Genomic DNA, 15,288 nt, shown 5'->3' on the forward strand with positions numbered 1-15,288 from the left:
ACACTTGTACTCTTTTTGTAGAACACTGAACAGCCCCCTTGGTCGTCGGCTTTGGCTATGATGCTGCTGAATTGATTCTTCAACGCCAGGATGCCCGATGCTCACCGCCTTGTTGTTCGACCTCGATGGGACCCTCACCGATACCGACACCCTGCACTTGCAGGCCTTCCGCCAGCTCCTGCACGACTACGATGGTCGCGAACTGACCCAGGAGCAGTTCGACCTGCAGGTCAGCGGCCGCTCCAACGGTTTGCTGTTCGCCGACTTGTTCCCTCAGGCCGATGCGGCCCAGCGCCAGGCCCTGGCCGAGCGCAAGGAGGCGCTGTTCCGCGAACTGTCACCGCACCTCGACCCCCTGCCCGGCCTGCTGCGCCTGCTCGACCATGCCCGGCAACATGCGGTGGGCGTGTGCGTAGTGACCAATGCGCCACGCCTGAATGCCGAGCACATGCTCGCGGCCATGGGGCTGGATGGACGTTTCGAGCATGTGCTGGTGGCTGATGAGCTGGCCAGGCCCAAACCGGACCCGCTGCCCTACCTGACCGGGCTGCAGCGCTTGCAGGCTGAGGCCGGGCAGGCGCTGGCTTTTGAAGATTCGTTGCCGGGGGTCAAGGCGGCCAGCGATGCCGGGATCTATACGGTGGGCTTGGCTACCACGCAGACGGCCGAGCGCCTGCATAAGGCTGGGGCGCAACTGGTGATCGACGACTTCAATGATCCGCGGTTGTGGGCATTGATTGAGCGCATGCAGAGCTAGCGCCGTTTGTAGCTTTTGTTGCCGGACGGGGTCAGGCAGTACACACCGCCACGGGGCCCGGTGCAGTAGCTGCCACTCCCGCAAGCGCAGCCATCGTCGCTGGCACGCAGTGGTTGGATGCTGGAGCGCTCACCATATAGGGCGCTGCAATTTTTCTTCGACGCACTGATCGAACCGTCGTTGCAAAGGAAGGTGGCACCATCACAACCGGCGATCCCCCCTTTGCGGCCAGAGCAAGGGGTATTTCCAGCGTTAGCAACCGGTACAGCCAGGCACAGGGCCAACAAGGGTATTGATAGCCAGCGCATGGATAGAAGGGACATGGTCACGCTCCGTGTGAATGATGGCGCGACGATATCAGAAATCTCCGGCGCAGCTATGCTCGCCATTCGTCGGTCGACTGCCTGGTAACCGTCGATTGGCCCTCGATTCATTCGACCACTCAATGAATCCCCCCAGCGCGGAGCGCGCCCCATGAACACGCTCGACAACAATCACACCGTGGCCTCCCGCAGCCAATGGCTCGCCGCCCGCCGGCAACTGTGGCTGCATGAAAAAGCCCTCACCCACCAGCGCGACGAACTCGCCGCCGCCCGCCGTGCCCTGCCCTGGGTACGGGTCGAGGAAAACTACCGTTTCCACGGCCCCGACGGCGAACTGGCCCTGGCCGACCTGTTCGCCGGGCGCAGCCAGCTGCTGGTCTACCACTTCATGTTCGCGGATGGCTGGAACGAAGGCTGCCCGGGCTGCTCCTTCCTCGCCGACCATTTCGACGGCGCCAACCTGCACCTGGCTCACCATGACGTGTCGCTGGTGGCGGTATCACGGGCACCCTATGGCGAATTCCAGGCGTTCCGCCAGCGCATGGGCTGGCGCTTTCCCTGGTACTCCTCCCACGGCAGCCGTTTCAACCAGGACTTTGGCGTGAGCGTGGCCACCGATGGCAGCGCCGAGTACAACTACGCGCCCTACTCAGGCAACGAAGCGGAGCTTCCAGGCCTGAGCGCGTTCATTCGCGACCGCGACGGCAGCGTCTATCACACCTACTCCACCTACGCCCGCGGGCTGGACATCCTGGTCAATACCTACAACTTCCTCGACCTGGCCCCACTGGGGCGCAACGAGGGCGGGACGATGGACTGGGTGCGCCACCACGACCGCTATGAAGGCGCCCATGGCAAGCCGCACTGCTGCGGGGAATGACCGGCTCGGATCATTCGCCCTGGTCGATCACCAGGGGTTCGCCGATGGCATAGAAGTGCCCGCCCGCCACGTAATGCAGGCTGCGCCAGTCGGGGTCGGCATGCTCGTAGGCCCAGTGCCCGTCGCGGAACACTCGGTCATCGGCCCAGGCCGCGACCACTTCGCCGATGAACAGGTCGTAGGTTTGCTGGTTGTGCGGTTCATCGATCACCCGGCACATCAGCCAGGCCGAGCAGCCGTTGACCAGCGGCGCCTCGAACCCCGCGACGCGGGCCAGCTCGACACCGATACGCGCCAGCTTGTCGGGCTGGTCGAACAGGCTCTGGCTGCCCACCTGGTGGGTGAGCCGTGCCTGGGCGGCGTTGGGCACCTGCAGCACGAACCAGCCACTGCCCTCCACCAACTGGCGGGTACGGGCGCTCTTGTCGAGGACCACGGTCACCTTGGGCGGGTCGAAGTCCAGGGCACAGGCCCAGGCGGCAGCCATCACATTGTCGACCCCGGCATGGCTGGCCGAGACCAGCACGGTGGGGCCGTGGTTGAGCAGGCGATAGGCCTTGGTCAGGTCGACGGGCTGGAAGTGGCTGTGCATGACAAACCTCGGTGCTACGCAGGGGGACAGGTCGGCCATTGTGCCGCAGCGGGCAGACCGGCGACAGCAATGATCCGGATCAAGGCAAGGCGCGGGGCGCTCGCATAATTTATGACTCTTCCTACAATTCAGTCGGAAGTGGCCCGCTTTCCGTCTTACACCAGCCAAAACATGATCGGACTTGGATGTCGTCATGCCCGCCCTGCGCGGCCAGCCCACCCGACGAGGCCCCACCATGCCCAACCAAGCCCGCCACACCGAAGCCCTGCAACACACCCTGCGCCAACTGCTGGCCCATGAGGTCAGCAACCCCGATGACAACCCGCACCTGTCCGGCGTGCGCTTTTTCTGCGCCACCGACGAACACACCCGGCAACTGATCGAGCGCGTCGAGCTGCTGGCCAGCGAAGCCTTCTTCGACCAACAGGGTCGCGCCATCCCGGCACACATGCAGGCTGCGGCCGTCGATGGCATCAGCATCCGGCAAAAACGCAAGGTTCCACAGGACGAGACGGTGATCCGCATCGCCCTGCCCGACAAAGGCTATATCACCATCAGCACCGCCCGCCTTTGACCCATTGTGCAAGGGCCGCCTGTTCGGCCCTCTTGCAGCTTGCCGCACGAACCCCGAAGCTTTGACATCCCTGCGCTTCGGACACAGCCCCCGATGGAACTGCACATCCGCCTCGAAGGTCGCAAAGGCCTTGCCGAGCAGCTCTACCAGCAATTGCGCGCCAGCATCGACAGCGGCCACCTGGCTGCCGGCACCCAACTGCCACCAACGCGCCTGCTGGCCGAGCAACTGGGCGTATCACGCAAGACCGTGGCCGAAGCTTACTCGCGCCTGACCTACGACAACCTGCTCAGCGGCGTGGTCGGCCGCGGCACCTTCATCACCCCTCGCCAGCCCCTGCAAGCCAACGCCGCCGAGGCCATCCCGCTGGCCGCTGCCGACGCTTTGGAGCGCTGGCGCCTGCGCGCTACGGTGCTGGGCCGCCGCGCGCTGGATGCCCCCTCGCGCTATGACTTCATCGGTGGCGCCTCAAGCAAGGCGCAGTTCCCCTACGACCAGTGGCGCAGCTGCCTGCAATACGCCCTGCGACGCAGCCAGCGGCACACCGAGCGGCAGTTCTCGCCGCAGGGGCTGCCTGAATTGCGCGAAGCCATTGCCCACCACATCGCGTTCGCTCGTGGCGTGCACTGCAGCGCCGCCGATGTGCTGGTGTGCAATGGTGCCCAGCAGGCCCTGGACCTGATCGCCCGGGTGCTGGTCGAGCCGGGCTGCAAGGTGGCCATGGAGGACCCCGGCTACCCACCGGCCCGGCAACTGTTCCTGGCCCTCGGCGCGCAGGTGCAGTCGGTGCCCGTGGACGATGAGGGGCTGTGCGTGGAACAGATCGAGGCCGGCACCCGGCTGATCTACGTCACCCCGTCGCACCAGTTCCCGTTGGGCATGCCCATGGGCGCACGACGGCGCCAGGCGTTACTGGTCCGAGCCGCCGCGCTGGGGGCGCTGATCATCGAGGACGACTACGACTGCGAGTTCCGCTACCAGGGGCCGGCCGCCGAGGCCTTGCAACGCCTGGACCGCCACGGGCTGGTGGCCTATGTCGGCACCTTCTCCAAAACTTTGCTGCCCGAATTGCGCCTGGGCTATGCGGTGCTTCCGCCGGCAGTGCTGCAGGCCGCCTGCGTGGCCAAGCACCTGACCGACTGGCACAGCCCGAGCCTGCAGCAATGGGCCCTGGCGCGCTTCATTGGCGAGGGCCACCTGAGCAAGCACATCCGTCGCTGCCACGAGGTCTACAGCGCCCGCCGCGAACGAATCCTGGCGCGCCTTGACGGCGACCTGGCGCCCTGGTTCGAGGCCGTGCCGGCCAGTGCCGGCTTCCACCTGAGCGCTTTGGCCAAGCCGGGGGTCGATGTGGAACTGCTGGTCAACCTGGCGCGCAAGGTCGAGGTGGGGCTCTATTCGTTGGCGCCGTTCTTCAGCGAGGCCCCGGTACGCCCGGGGTTGCTGCTGGGCTTCGGCGCCATCGAACTGCTGGATATCGACCCGGCGCTGGACCGGGTCCGCGATACCCTGCAGCGTCTCAGCTGAGCGCCGCAGCACCGGCCTGCCCTGGCCGGGCGATGGCCCGGGCATAGCCAGCCGGGGCGAAGCGCGCGGTGACCAGCAGCATGGCCAGCACGGTGCAGGTCAGCAGGGTCCAGGACGCCTGGAAGTCGCCGCTGACATCGCGCAGCCAGCCGGTGATATACGGCACGATGCCGGTGACGATGAACCCCACCCCCTGGACGAAGGCCGCCAGGCTGCCGGCTTCGGCCGGGGTGCGCAGGTGTTCGAGGGTCAGCGTCAGGCTGAGGCTGAAGCACGCGCCCAGGCCCAGGCCAATCATCGCCACCCACAGGCCCATGGCGCTGGCCGGCGCCAGCAGCAGGCCGAGGAAGCCACCCAGCTGGATCAGCAGCGCCAACCACAAACCCGGCCGCCGATCCGCCAGGCGGCGAAGCAACAGCGGCAAACCGAGGGCGCCGGTCACCTGGAAGATGGTCATCAACCCCACCAGCTCACCACCGCCCTGGGCCGTGCCGCCATGCTCCAGGTGATAGGCCGGCAACCAGGCCACCATGCTGGTGTAGCCGCCATTGATCAGGCCGAAGTACAGCGCCAGCAGCCAGGCGCGGCGATTGCCGAACCAGTGCCCGCCACCCGTGCCAGCCAGCGTGGGGCTGGCCTGGCGTGGCCGCAGGGCAATCCAGGCGACCACAGCCAGCAGCGCGGGCAAGGCCCACACGCCCAGCCCCGCCTGCCAATGGCCAAAATGCGCGGTGATCGAAGGGCCCAGCACCGCCGCCAAACCGCCACCGGTCATCAGGGCTGCCGAATACAAGCCCATGGTTGCCGCCAGCCGCGTGGGAAACCAGCGGTTGACCAGCCCCGGCATCATGCCCTGCACCAGCGCCACACCCAGCCCGGCAACCACCGCACTGGCAATCAGTGCCCAGGCGCTGTCCAGTTGCAGCCGCCACAGGCAGGCCAGGGCAATCGCCGCCAACCCGGCGAGCATGCCGCCATGCTCGCTCAGCCAGCGCCGCAGCCAAGGCTGCAACAGCGGCACCAACCCCATGCACAGCACCGGCAGCGCCGTCAGCAATGCCGCCTGCTGGTAACCCAGGCCGGTGCTCTGGCGCATGGGCTCGAGCAGTGGCCCGATGCTGGTGAGGATCGGCCGCAGGTTGAGTGCCAGCAACACCACCAGCAACAGATTCAGGGCGCCCCTCATGCCTGGCTGGCCTGCTGCCATTGGGCATACAGACCCGCTTCGCCTGCGGGTTTGAGCGGGCGCAACGGCAAGCTCTGCTGCTGCGGCGGGCGGGCCATCTGCGCGTACACCGCGGCGGTGGACAGCCCGTAGGGCTCGCCCTCGTCGTTGCCATAGGCGAACCAGGCACGTTCGACGCCGCACAGGTGCATGGCCGCCAGGCACATCGGGCACGGATGGCCACTGGCGTAGATCTCGGCACCGTCCAGGCGGGCCCGGCCCAAAGCCTGGGCGGCCTGGCGGATGGCCTGCATCTCGGCGTGGCTGGTCGGGTCCTGGGTGCTGTGGATCTCGTTGACGGCGCGGGCGATCACCTGGCCCTGGTACACCAGCACGGCACCGAACGGGCGGCCACCGGCCTGGATATTGGCGCGGGCCAGGTCGAGGGCCTCGCGCATGAAGTGTTCTTGGGACATGAATCGGTACTCCGCAATTGTCCCGGCCATTATCCCGGCTTGGCCGCAGCGGTAGAAATGAAGAGATTGGATGCACCTCAGTGGCCAGGCGAATGCCGGATTGGCCTCCTGGCAAAGCGTGGGATTGGCTATTCGGCACGCTGCCGGGCGGCGTTAAGGTGGCACCACGCCTAATTACCTTTCCGGAGAAACACCATGCACGACCGTATCGAATGGGCCAAAGCCGCCCCAGAAGCCTACAAAGCCATGGTCGGCCTTGAGCAGGCCCTGATCCAATCGGGGCTGGAGCATTCGCTGCTCGAACTGATCCGTCTGCGCGCCTCGCAGATCAACGGCTGCGCCTACTGCGTCAACCTGCACGCCAACGATGCACGCAAGGCCGGCGAGACCGAAGCCCGCCTGCAGACCTTGAGCGTGTGGCGTGAAACCCGCTACTTCACCCCGCGCGAGCGGGCCGCCCTGGCTTGGGTCGAGAGCCTGACCCGCTTGCCCGAGCGGGGTGCGCCGCAGGATGAGTATGAGGCGCTGCAGGAGTACTTCGAGCCTAAGGAAGTCGCCAACCTGACCCTGGCCATTGCCACTATCAATGCCTGGAACCGCTTTGGCGTAGGCTTTGCGATGGTGCCGGCCTGAGAATTAGGCGTAATTGGGACCGCTGCGCGCCCCTATCGCGACACAAGCGGCCTTGTGTCGCGACGGGCTTCATGGCATCTCGACAGAGATGGCTCTAAACCACTCTGAGCCTGGCCCGATAACTGCCCGGGCTCTGCCCGGTCCATTTCTTGAACGCCCGGTGAAACGCGCTGGGCTCCTGGAAGCCGGTCTGCTCGGCAACCTCGGCAATGCTCAGGCAACCCTCGCGTAACAGCTCGAAGGCCATCGCCCGGCGCACTTCGTCCTTGATCTGCTGATACGAACGCCCTTCACGCTCCAACTGGCGGCGAAAGCTGCTGGCACTGAGCCGCTGCCGCTCGGCCATGGCATTGAGGGTTGGCCACTGCCCATAGTGGCGAGCGCGCAAGTGTCGGTACACCTCCGCCACCAGACCGTTCTGATTGCGAAAGCGGATCACCAGCCCCTGGGGCGCACTGCGCAGGAAAGTCTTCAGGGCAGGCAGATCCTGCATCACCGGCAAGCGCAGCCAGGCGCTGTCGAACTCCACTTCGGTGCGGCCACTGCCCAGGCGCAGGTCCGGCCCCCACAGCAAGGCGTCGTCCTCCTGGGCCGGGCGCGGCAACGCAAGCTCGGTACGGTCGATGGCGATCCGCCGCCCGGCCAGCCAGCACAGCAGGCCGACCACCAGCACCAGGTAGGTTTCCTCGGCGTACACCCGGGTCAGCGGGTCTTCGATGCTCGACTGCACGCTGATCACCGCACGCGCACCGCGCACCGTGACAGTGCCGCGCAGGTCACGCAAAAACAGCGCGAAACTGCTCAGGCACTGGCGCAAGGCCTTGTCCAGGTTGGGCTCCTGGATCAAGCCACGGCAGATCAGGGCGAAGCTGCCCAGCGGCATACCGTGGCTGTCGAGGTGAAAGAACTCATCGCTGAGCTCGTCGATCAACGCCAGCCACAACTGGGCGAAGGCCTTGGCCGGTACCCGCGCCTGGGGCTGCGCCAGCAACCCAGGCTCGATGCCGACCGCGCGCAGGTGGGCATCGCGCGCCTGCGGGCGCTCGCGCAAGGCGTGGAGCATGGCGTTGAGAAAGTACACCGCGACCGTATCGCTATCGCGCATGGCTGAAGTTCGCTGTCTATGCTGAGTGGCAAAAAATGCCAGGTTGACTGAACAGATCCGGCATAGGCCGCCTTGAGGCCTTTGCCTAGACTCGATCCACCCTGAGGCGGCGCCATTCTCGCAGAGCCGGCCCCCGCCCCGCCATGTCTTTGCAAACGGAGCCTTTATGAGCAGCACAGAAATCTACGTTGTCAGCGCAGTGCGTTCGGCCATCGGCAGTTTTGGCGGTTCGCTCAAGGACCTGCCGCTGGCCGACCTGGCCACCCAGGTGACCCGCGCCGCCATCGAGCGCTCGGGCGTGAGCGCCGAGCAGATCGGCCACGTGGTGATGGGCACCGTGATCCCCACCGAACCCCGCGACGCCTACCTGAGCCGCCTGGCCTCGATGAATGCCGGCGTGCCCAAGGAAACCCCCGCCTTCAACGTCAACCGCCTGTGCGGCTCGGGCCTGCAGGCCATCGTCTCGGCCGCCCAGGGCCTGTTGCTGGGTGAAAGCGACATCGCCCTGGCCGCCGGCGCCGAATCCATGAGCCGCGGCCCGTACCTGCTGCCACAAGCCCGTTGGGGCGCGCGCATGGGTGACCTGCAGGGCATCGACTACATGGTCGGCATCCTGCAGGACCCGTTCGAGCACTTCCACATGGGCATCACCGCTGAGAACGTCGCGGCGGCCCACGGCATCACCCGCGAAATGCAGGACGAAGTGGCCCTGACCAGCCAGCGCCGCGCCGCCCGCGCCATTGCCGAAGGCCGCTTCGACAGCCAGATCGTCCCAATCGAAATCAAGACCCGCAAAGGCAGCGTGCAGTTCAGCGTCGATGAGAACGTGCGCGGCGAAGCCAGCGCCGAGCAACTGGCCGGCATGAAGCCTGCGTTCAAAAAAGACGGCAGCGTCACCGCCGGCAACGCCAGCAGCATCAACGACGGCGCCGCTGCCCTGGTGCTGGCCACCGGTGACGCCGTGCAACGCCTGGGCCTGAAGCCGCTGGCGCGCCTGGTGGCCTACGCCCATGCCGGCGTCGAGCCCGAGTTGATGGGCCTGGGCCCGATCCCGGCGACCAAAAAAGTGCTGGAAAAGGCCGGTCTGAACGTTTCCGACCTGGATGTGATCGAGTCCAACGAAGCCTTCGCTTCCCAAGCCTGCGCCGTCTCCCGCGCCCTGGGCTTCGACCCGGAAAAGGTCAACCCCAACGGTTCGGGCATCTCCCTGGGCCACCCGGTGGGCGCCACCGGCGCGATCATCGCCACCAAGGCCATCCATGAACTGCAGCGTGTGCAGGGCCGCTATGCCCTGGCCACCATGTGCATCGGCGGCGGCCAGGGTATCGCCGTCGTCTTCGAACGCGTGTAAGGAGCCGGCAACATGACTATCGAACAGATCGCCGTGATCGGCGCCGGCACCATGGGCAACGGCATCGCGCAGGTGTGCGCGGTGGCCGGTTACCAGGTGTTGCTGGTGGACGTGTCCGACGCCGCGCTGGAGCGTGGCGTGGCCACCCTGGGCAAGAACCTCGAGCGCCAGGTCAACAAGGGCACCCTGGATGCAGGCACCGCAGCGGCGGCGAAAACCCGCATCCGCACCAGCACCGACTACGCCCAACTGGCCAGCGCGCAGCTGGTGATCGAGGCAGCCACCGAGAACCTGCAGCTCAAGCAGCGCATCTTGCAGCAGGTGGCGGTCAACGTCGGCAGCGACTGCCTGATCGCCACCAATACCTCGTCGCTGTCGGTCACCCAACTGGCCGCCAGCATCGAGCACCCCGAGCGCTTCATCGGCGTGCACTTCTTCAACCCGGTGCCGATGATGGCCCTGGTCGAGATCATCCGTGGCCTGCAGACCAGCGACAGTACCTATGCCCAGGCGCTGCTGGTCACCGAAAAGCTCGGCAAGACCCCGATCACCGCCGGCAACCGCCCGGGCTTCGTGGTCAACCGCATCCTGGTGCCGATGATCAACGAGGCCATCTTCGTGCGCCAGGAAGGCCTGGCCAGTGCCGAGGACATCGACACCGGCATGCGCCTGGGCTGCAACCAGCCGATCGGGCCGCTGGCCCTGGCCGACCTGGTGGGTCTGGATACACTGCTGGCGATCATGGAGGCCTTCCACGAGGGCTTCAACGACAGCAAGTACCGCCCTGCCCCGCTGCTCAAGGAAATGGTTGCCGCCGGCTATCTGGGCCGCAAGAGCGGTCGCGGCTTCTTCACCTACTAAGGAACGCGCCATGCCCCCGGTCAACGCGGCGATGCGCTGTGCCAACTTCGAAGAGCGGCGTGACAGGGCCATGGCGCTGTTCGCCGAAAAGGGCTTCGGCCAGGTCAGCATGCGTGAGCTGGCAGCGCACGTGGGGCTGACCGCGGGCTCGCTGTACCACCATTTCCCCAGCAAGCAGGACCTGCTGTACGACCTGATCGAGGAGCTCTACGAAGAGCTCCAGGCCACCCTCGACCAAGGCCGCAGGGCCTTGGCCAAGGGCAAGCCGGTGCTGGCCTGCCTGATTGAAGCGCACTGGCAGTTGCATGGCGAACGTCCGTTGCAGTTCCGCCTGGCCGAACGCGACTTTTGTTGCCTGAGCGAGGCACAGCAGGCGCGCCTGCTGCTGTTGCGCGAGCGCTACGAGGCCGGCCTGCTGCGCCTGATCGCCCCGCAAGCACGGCTCGATGGCGCCGCCCTGGCCGCCACCGGGCATGTGCTGGCGACCCTGCTCAACCAGCTGCCAGGCTGGCTGCGCGAGCGCGACCTGGGCGAAGCACAGGGCCTGGCGCTGATGGAAAGCCTGGTCCTGGGCGGTATCGAGCGCACCCTCGGCTAGCCTACGGTCGCCGCCTCACCTGCGGTGTCCCGCGCGGCATAGCGCTGCGCCAGCACCGCGCAGACCATCAGCTGGATCTGGTGGAACAGCATCAATGGCAGGATCATCGCCCCGATGCCACTGCCCACGAACAGCACCTGGGCCATCGGCACGCCGGTGGCCAGGCTTTTCTTGGAACCCGCGAACAGGATGGTGATGCGGTCTTCCACGCTGAACCCCAGCACACGCCCGAGCACGCGGGTGCCCAACAACACCACCGCCAGCAGGATCCCGCACACGGCGAACAGCCCGGCCAGGTGTTGCGGCGACACCGTGTGCCACAGGCCAGTGACCACCGCTTCGCTGAACGCGGTGTAGACCACCAGCAGAATCGAGCCCTGGTCGACCAGCTTCAGCCAGCGCGCATTGCGCTTGACCCAGTCACCGATCCAGCGCCGAGCAATCTGCCCGGCCACGAACGGCACCAGCAACTGCAGGGTGATCTTCAGCACCGCATCCAGCCCCGAGCCGGTATCGCCGGAGGCACCAAGCAGCATCATCACCAGCAACGGCGTGAGGAAGATCCCCAGCAGGCTCGACGCCGCCGCGCTGCAGATTGCCGCTGGCACGTTGCCGCGAGCCAGCGAGGTGAAGGCGATGGCCGATTGCACCGTGGCCGGCAGCGCGCACAGATAGAGCACGCCCAAGTACAACTCGTTGCCCACCAGCGGCACGAACAGTGGCTTGAATGCCATGCCCAAGAGTGGGAACAGTACGAAGGTGCAGGAGAACACCAGCAGGTGCAGGCGCCAGTGGCCGGCACCGGCGATGATCGCCTCGCGCGACAGCTTGGCGCCGTGCAGGAAGAACAAGAGGCCGATGGCCAGGTTGGTCAGCCAGCCGAACATCAGTGCGCCCTCGCCGGAGCAGGGCAGCACGGTGGCAATGAACACCACCCCGAGCAAGGCCAGGGTGAAATTGTCGAACAGCATGCGCAAGTACTTCATCACAGGTTCCGTCTTGTCATTGTGCAAGGCCAGACGATAAGGTTTCGTGCCTTGCGCCGCTAACGCTGGAACCCCTGCCAGTGTCGCGCAACGGACACCACCGCCCCGCCCCTGACAAGGACAGCCCCTTTCGATGATCCGCACCCACCACGCACTGCTTACCGCCGCCCTGACGCTCGTGGCGCCACCACTGCTGGCCGATGACCTGCAAAGCCAGGTCGATGGCATCATCCAGCCGCTGATGCGCGAGCAAGGCATCGCCGGCATGGCCGTGGCGGTCTACGCCAATGGCCAGTCGCATTACTTCAGCTATGGCTGGGCCAACAAGGCCGACAAGCAGGCCGTGACCCGCGACACCCTGTTCGAAATCGGCTCGCTGAGCAAGACCTTCACCGCCACCCTCGCCGCCCTGGCCAGCGCCGAAGGCAAGCTTGATCTCAACGCCCCCGCCAGCCGCTACCAGCCTGCCCTGGCCAAGGCCCCGATCGGCAGCGCCAGCGTACTGGAGTTGGGCGCCTACAGCGGCGATTGCCTGCCGCTGCAGTTCCCGGACGAGGTGCAAACGCCCGAGCAGACCCTGGCCTGGTTGCAGAACTGGAAGCGCGTTGCCGAGCACGGCACCCAGCGCTGCTATTCGAACCCGAGCCTGGGCCTGTTCGGTGACCTCGCCGCCCGTTCGCAGCAGCGCCCTTTCGCCGAACTGATGACCCAGGACCTGCTGCCACGCCTGGGCCTCAAGCACACCTATCTTGAGGTTCCGGCCAAGGAACGCGGGCTCTACGCCCAGGGCTACGATGCGGCCGACAAACCCGTGCGGGTGAATCCGGGCCCGTATGCCGACCAGGCCTACGGCATCAAGACCAGCGCCAGCGACCTGCTGCGCTACGTGCAGTTGCAGGTGCAGCCCGCCGAGCTGGACCCGGCCCTGCGCAAGGCAATCGCCATCACCCAGGGCGGCTACTTCCAGGTCGGCGCGATGACCCAGGGCCTGGGCTGGGAGCGCTACCCCTATCCGGTTACGCTCGACACCCTGCTGGCCGGCAACGGCGCGAAGATGATCCGCGAGCCCCAGGCCACCCATGCCTTGAGCCCAGCAGAGCCTGCCGAACCTGCAGCCTGGTACAACAAGACCGGCGCTACCAGTGGCTTCGGTGCATACGCCGCCTTCGTGCCCGCCAAGCAGTTGGGCATCGTCCTGCTGGCCAACCGCAACTACCCCAACGAGGAGCGCGTGCGCGCCGCGCAACGCATCCTGTCCAGCCTGGAGCAATGAGCATGTTGAAGATCCTCGGCAAGGCTTCGTCGATCAACGTACGCAAGGTGCTGTGGACCTGCGCCGAACTCAACCTGCCCTACCAGCGCGAAGACTGGGGCAGCGGCTTCCAGGCCACCGACACGCCGGCGTTCCTGGCCCTGAACCCCAACGCCATGGTGCCGGTGATCGTCGATGGCGATTTTGTGCTGTGGGAGTCCAACAGCATCCTGCGCTACCTGGTCAACCAGTACGACGGCGGCCACCTCTACCCGTCGGCGCCACGCGCCCGGGCCGCCGTGGACCAGTGGCTGGACTGGCAGGCCACCGACCTCAACGACGCCTGGCGCTACCCGTTCATGTCGCTGGTGCGCCAGTCGCCAGCCCACCAGGACCCGGCACAGCTGGCCGCCAGCAGCGCTTTGTGGACCGCCAGGATGGGCCTGATCGAGCAGCGCCTGCAGGTCACTGGCGCCTACATCGCCGGTAGCGATTTCAGCCTGGCCGACGTGGTCATCGGCCTGTCGCTCAACCGCTGGCGCCGCACCCCGCTGGAGCACCCGCCGCTGCCGGCGCTGGAGGCCTACCATGCCCGGCTGCGGGAGCGCCCGGGCTTCCTTGAACACGGCGATAACGGCTTGGTCTGACAGCAAATGCAGGATTGTCGGACAACATGTAGTGACTAAAAATATTCACTACAAACCTATTGACGCACTTCCCGGGCCTTGGGCATGATGAGGCCGTCTCCCTGATCGGGAGCGGTGGCAAGGGTGTTCCAGACGGCTTGCGCGGTAACGCAGGCCGTCCGTGGAGAGGGAAACTGCCCAGAAGGCAGCGTGAGAAAGCCCCTGTTGCGATGCTGCTGTAGCAGCTTTGGTTAGTGCGCTACATGTTGTGGCGCCGAATGTGAACTTCACAACGAACTTCACCCAACGAATAGGGTAATGGGGGCTTTATGATGAACTTGAACAACAATCCAACCATCGACCAATTGGCCCAGCTGTTCGCCGCGCGCAAGGACAGCCTCGACGACCATCTGCTGTGGGTCAGCCAGTCCGGTGAAGTACGCCTGGACCGTCTGCCGCCGAACACGGTCGAAAACGAATTCGAATCGCACATGCCCAGCATGCGCGCCCGTTTCAAGGTCTACCGCCGTGGCCAGGGCTACGTCGGCAAGAAGGCCGCCGCCGACACCGGTTTCGTCGGCCGCGTGCTGCAGACCCTGCAACAAGAATGGCCCGGTGCCCGTGAGCACCAGGCAGTCAAGGTGATCGACACGTTGAACTGACACCCCCCGTCGTCCACCACAGCTTGAGCCCGGCCCCGCAAGGCCGGGCTTTTTCATGCCTGCTAGAATGCCCGCCTTACTGAAGCGGAGCGCCCGATGAACACCCCCACCTACGGCACCGACGATGCCTCCTACCAAGCCGCTGGCGGCATCGATGGCCTGCGCCGGCTGGTCGACGATTTCTATCGGTTGATGGATGAACGGCCGGAGGCCGCGCCCCTGCGGCGCATGCACCCGCACGACCTGTCTGCTTCGCGCGACAAGCTGGCGTGCTTTCTGAGTGGCTGGCTGGGTGGGCCGCGCCTGTACAGCGAACGGTATGGCTCGATCGCCATTCCGTCATTCCACGCGCAATGGCCAATCGACCAAAGCCACAGCGCGCAGTGGCTGGACTGCATGGCCCGGGCCATTGCCCTGCAACCCTGGCCCGTCGACTTTGCCGAATACCTGTTGCGCCAGCTACGGGTGCCCGCCGAACGCATCGTCCAGGCCAGCCGCAACCGCCACCCTCAGGCCTGAAGCCGGCGCGGCGCCTGCACGGGCAGCGGCACGGCCCCCGTGGCCAGGGCGCGGGCCCGGTCCACGCCCCACACCAGCGCGCGGGTCATGGTTTCGCCGGGGCGCGCCGGGTAGTACTCCTCCACCAGCGCCCTGCCACCCTGGGCATACACCCCAAGGAACATCTGCGTGGCACCCAGGCGCGACAGACGCACCTGCACCTCGATGCAGGTGCCGTCGCTCAGTGCCTCGTCGTGGCTGCGGCTGTGCAACTGTGGGTCGGCCCACTGCCAGTAGGTTTCTTCCCTGATACGCATTGAATCGGTACTCCGTGAGTGAATCGCGCAAGCAAAGCACAGTGGCGGGCCTGCGACGAGCACGACCCTGCGTTGCCATGCGCAGGATCAAGGAATGCAAAAAAA

19 protein-coding genes are annotated in these 15,288 nt (G+C 66.1%); 12 read left to right on the top strand and 7 right to left on the bottom strand.

Going from position 1 to position 15,288, the window contains the following annotated elements; genetic code table 11:
- The first annotated feature begins 97 nt into the window (after positions 1 to 97).
- The gene (locus F6X61_RS19330) at positions 98 to 757 is read left to right on the top strand and encodes an HAD family phosphatase (protein WP_153787979.1); all 660 of its coding nucleotides are present in this window, start codon (positions 98 to 100) and stop codon (positions 755 to 757) included.
- Here the strand turns inward: F6X61_RS19330 and F6X61_RS27305 are convergent.
- On the bottom strand, positions 754 to 1,065 hold the full coding sequence (locus F6X61_RS27305) for a hypothetical protein (RefSeq protein ID WP_256671387.1): 312 nt from the start codon (positions 1,063 to 1,065) through the stop codon (positions 754 to 756). The two genes, F6X61_RS19330 and F6X61_RS27305, sit on opposite strands and share 4 nt — an antisense overlap.
- Before the next feature lie 166 nt (positions 1,066 to 1,231).
- Here F6X61_RS27305 and F6X61_RS19335 point away from each other — a divergent pair, with 166 nt between their 5' ends.
- Positions 1,232 to 1,960, top strand: coding sequence for a thioredoxin family protein (locus F6X61_RS19335; RefSeq protein ID WP_153787980.1), 729 nt, complete (start codon positions 1,232 to 1,234; stop codon positions 1,958 to 1,960).
- 10 nt (positions 1,961 to 1,970) lie between these two features.
- Here F6X61_RS19335 and F6X61_RS19340 read toward each other — a convergent pair whose 3' ends face one another.
- Positions 1,971 to 2,552, bottom strand: a complete 582-nt coding sequence (locus F6X61_RS19340) for a flavin reductase family protein (protein WP_153787981.1) — start codon at positions 2,550 to 2,552, stop codon at positions 1,971 to 1,973.
- 235 nt (positions 2,553 to 2,787) lie between these two features.
- On the opposite strand from F6X61_RS19340, the gene F6X61_RS19345 reads away from it, so the two are divergent.
- Positions 2,788 to 3,126 carry a hypothetical protein gene (locus F6X61_RS19345; RefSeq protein ID WP_153787982.1) on the top strand — a complete coding sequence of 113 codons (339 nt, stop codon included), beginning with the start codon at positions 2,788 to 2,790 and terminating at the stop codon, positions 3,124 to 3,126.
- Between the two features lie 93 nt (positions 3,127 to 3,219).
- Positions 3,220 to 4,653, top strand: coding sequence for a PLP-dependent aminotransferase family protein (locus F6X61_RS19350; protein ID WP_153787983.1), 1,434 nt, complete (start codon positions 3,220 to 3,222; stop codon positions 4,651 to 4,653).
- Here F6X61_RS19350 and F6X61_RS19355 read toward each other — a convergent pair.
- Both F6X61_RS19355 and F6X61_RS19360 read right to left on the bottom strand, forming a co-directional pair.
- A complete protein-coding gene (locus tag F6X61_RS19355) occupies positions 4,646 to 5,839 on the bottom strand; it encodes a cyanate transporter (RefSeq protein ID WP_153787984.1) in 1,194 nt (397 codons plus the stop codon). The two genes, F6X61_RS19350 and F6X61_RS19355, sit on opposite strands and share 8 nt — an antisense overlap.
- Complete coding sequence (locus F6X61_RS19360; protein ID WP_125858446.1) at positions 5,836 to 6,294, bottom strand: nucleoside deaminase; 459 nt, start codon at positions 6,292 to 6,294, stop codon at positions 5,836 to 5,838. The genes F6X61_RS19355 and F6X61_RS19360 overlap by 4 nt, the downstream gene beginning before the upstream one ends.
- A gap of 195 nt (positions 6,295 to 6,489) precedes the next feature.
- On the opposite strand from F6X61_RS19360, the gene F6X61_RS19365 reads away from it, so the two are divergent.
- Entirely contained in the window at positions 6,490 to 6,927 is a 438-nt protein-coding gene (locus tag F6X61_RS19365) for a carboxymuconolactone decarboxylase family protein (protein WP_153787985.1), read from the top strand.
- A 94-nt stretch (positions 6,928 to 7,021) separates the two neighbouring features.
- Here F6X61_RS19365 and F6X61_RS19370 read toward each other — a convergent pair whose 3' ends face one another.
- A complete protein-coding gene (locus F6X61_RS19370; RefSeq protein ID WP_153787986.1) occupies positions 7,022 to 8,032 on the bottom strand; it encodes an AraC family transcriptional regulator in 1,011 nt (336 codons plus the stop codon).
- Between the two features lie 166 nt (positions 8,033 to 8,198).
- Here F6X61_RS19370 and F6X61_RS19375 point away from each other — a divergent pair, with 166 nt between their 5' ends.
- From F6X61_RS19375 to F6X61_RS19385, 3 genes are read left to right on the top strand one after another with little or no spacing between them, the layout of a single operon-like run.
- The gene (locus F6X61_RS19375; RefSeq protein WP_153787987.1) at positions 8,199 to 9,383 is read left to right on the top strand and encodes an acetyl-CoA C-acyltransferase family protein; all 1,185 of its coding nucleotides are present in this window, start codon (positions 8,199 to 8,201) and stop codon (positions 9,381 to 9,383) included.
- Positions 9,384 to 9,395: 12 nt separating this feature from the next.
- Complete coding sequence (locus F6X61_RS19380) at positions 9,396 to 10,244, top strand: 3-hydroxybutyryl-CoA dehydrogenase (protein WP_125463877.1); 849 nt, start codon at positions 9,396 to 9,398, stop codon at positions 10,242 to 10,244.
- Between the two features lie 10 nt (positions 10,245 to 10,254).
- Positions 10,255 to 10,842, top strand: coding sequence for a TetR/AcrR family transcriptional regulator (locus F6X61_RS19385; RefSeq protein WP_153787988.1), 588 nt, complete (start codon positions 10,255 to 10,257; stop codon positions 10,840 to 10,842).
- Here F6X61_RS19385 and F6X61_RS19390 read toward each other — a convergent pair.
- On the bottom strand, positions 10,839 to 11,828 hold the full coding sequence (locus F6X61_RS19390; RefSeq protein WP_153787989.1) for a bile acid:sodium symporter family protein: 990 nt from the start codon (positions 11,826 to 11,828) through the stop codon (positions 10,839 to 10,841). The genes F6X61_RS19385 and F6X61_RS19390 overlap by 4 nt on opposite strands.
- 133 nt (positions 11,829 to 11,961) lie before the next feature.
- Here F6X61_RS19390 and ampC point away from each other — a divergent pair, with 133 nt between their 5' ends.
- The 4 genes from ampC (at position 11,962) to F6X61_RS19410 (ending at position 14,887) form a co-directional block, all read left to right on the top strand.
- Positions 11,962 to 13,101, top strand: a complete 1,140-nt coding sequence (ampC, locus tag F6X61_RS19395; protein WP_153787990.1) for a class C beta-lactamase — start codon at positions 11,962 to 11,964, stop codon at positions 13,099 to 13,101.
- 2 nt (positions 13,102 to 13,103) lie between these two features.
- Complete coding sequence (locus F6X61_RS19400; RefSeq protein WP_153787991.1) at positions 13,104 to 13,727, top strand: glutathione S-transferase family protein; 624 nt, start codon at positions 13,104 to 13,106, stop codon at positions 13,725 to 13,727.
- Between the two features lie 308 nt (positions 13,728 to 14,035).
- Positions 14,036 to 14,368 carry a hypothetical protein gene (locus F6X61_RS19405; RefSeq protein WP_110995763.1) on the top strand — a complete coding sequence of 111 codons (333 nt, stop codon included), beginning with the start codon at positions 14,036 to 14,038 and terminating at the stop codon, positions 14,366 to 14,368.
- A 96-nt stretch (positions 14,369 to 14,464) separates the two neighbouring features.
- Entirely contained in the window at positions 14,465 to 14,887 is a 423-nt protein-coding gene (locus F6X61_RS19410; RefSeq protein WP_153787992.1) for a group II truncated hemoglobin, read from the top strand.
- Here the strand turns inward: F6X61_RS19410 and F6X61_RS19415 are convergent.
- The gene (locus tag F6X61_RS19415; protein WP_153787993.1) at positions 14,878 to 15,183 is read right to left on the bottom strand and encodes a hypothetical protein; all 306 of its coding nucleotides are present in this window, start codon (positions 15,181 to 15,183) and stop codon (positions 14,878 to 14,880) included. The two genes, F6X61_RS19410 and F6X61_RS19415, sit on opposite strands and share 10 nt — an antisense overlap.
- Positions 15,184 to 15,288 lie beyond the last annotated feature (105 nt).

Origin of the sequence: Pseudomonas sp. EMN2 (genome assembly GCF_009650555.1) — a bacterium.
Classification (GTDB): domain Bacteria; phylum Pseudomonadota; class Gammaproteobacteria; order Pseudomonadales; family Pseudomonadaceae; genus Aquipseudomonas; species Aquipseudomonas sichuanensis.

Excerpts from the sequence above, each read along its gene's own strand:
- ampC (WP_153787990.1), top strand. The coding sequence starts at position 11,962 with ATGATCCGCACCCACCACGCACTGCTTACCGCCGCCCTGACGCTCGTG.
- F6X61_RS19365 (WP_153787985.1), top strand. The coding sequence starts at position 6,490 with ATGCACGACCGTATCGAATGGGCCAAAGCCGCCCCAGAAGCCTACAAA.
- F6X61_RS19340 (WP_153787981.1), bottom strand. The coding sequence starts at position 2,552 with ATGCACAGCCACTTCCAGCCCGTCGACCTGACCAAGGCCTATCGCCTG.
- F6X61_RS19380 (WP_125463877.1), top strand. The coding sequence starts at position 9,396 with ATGACTATCGAACAGATCGCCGTGATCGGCGCCGGCACCATGGGCAAC.
- F6X61_RS19375 (WP_153787987.1), top strand. The coding sequence starts at position 8,199 with ATGAGCAGCACAGAAATCTACGTTGTCAGCGCAGTGCGTTCGGCCATC.
- F6X61_RS19330 (WP_153787979.1), top strand. The coding sequence starts at position 98 with ATGCTCACCGCCTTGTTGTTCGACCTCGATGGGACCCTCACCGATACC.
- F6X61_RS19390 (WP_153787989.1), bottom strand. The coding sequence starts at position 11,828 with ATGAAGTACTTGCGCATGCTGTTCGACAATTTCACCCTGGCCTTGCTC.
- F6X61_RS19415 (WP_153787993.1), bottom strand. The coding sequence starts at position 15,183 with ATGCGTATCAGGGAAGAAACCTACTGGCAGTGGGCCGACCCACAGTTG.
- F6X61_RS19405 (WP_110995763.1), top strand. The coding sequence starts at position 14,036 with ATGATGAACTTGAACAACAATCCAACCATCGACCAATTGGCCCAGCTG.
- F6X61_RS19335 (WP_153787980.1), top strand. The coding sequence starts at position 1,232 with ATGAACACGCTCGACAACAATCACACCGTGGCCTCCCGCAGCCAATGG.
- F6X61_RS19355 (WP_153787984.1), bottom strand. The coding sequence starts at position 5,839 with ATGAGGGGCGCCCTGAATCTGTTGCTGGTGGTGTTGCTGGCACTCAAC.
- F6X61_RS19385 (WP_153787988.1), top strand. The coding sequence starts at position 10,255 with ATGCCCCCGGTCAACGCGGCGATGCGCTGTGCCAACTTCGAAGAGCGG.
- F6X61_RS19350 (WP_153787983.1), top strand. The coding sequence starts at position 3,220 with ATGGAACTGCACATCCGCCTCGAAGGTCGCAAAGGCCTTGCCGAGCAG.
- F6X61_RS19400 (WP_153787991.1), top strand. The coding sequence starts at position 13,104 with ATGTTGAAGATCCTCGGCAAGGCTTCGTCGATCAACGTACGCAAGGTG.
- F6X61_RS27305 (WP_256671387.1), bottom strand. The coding sequence starts at position 1,065 with ATGCGCTGGCTATCAATACCCTTGTTGGCCCTGTGCCTGGCTGTACCG.
- F6X61_RS19360 (WP_125858446.1), bottom strand. The coding sequence starts at position 6,294 with ATGTCCCAAGAACACTTCATGCGCGAGGCCCTCGACCTGGCCCGCGCC.
- F6X61_RS19345 (WP_153787982.1), top strand. The coding sequence starts at position 2,788 with ATGCCCAACCAAGCCCGCCACACCGAAGCCCTGCAACACACCCTGCGC.
- F6X61_RS19370 (WP_153787986.1), bottom strand. The coding sequence starts at position 8,032 with ATGCGCGATAGCGATACGGTCGCGGTGTACTTTCTCAACGCCATGCTC.
- F6X61_RS19410 (WP_153787992.1), top strand. The coding sequence starts at position 14,465 with ATGAACACCCCCACCTACGGCACCGACGATGCCTCCTACCAAGCCGCT.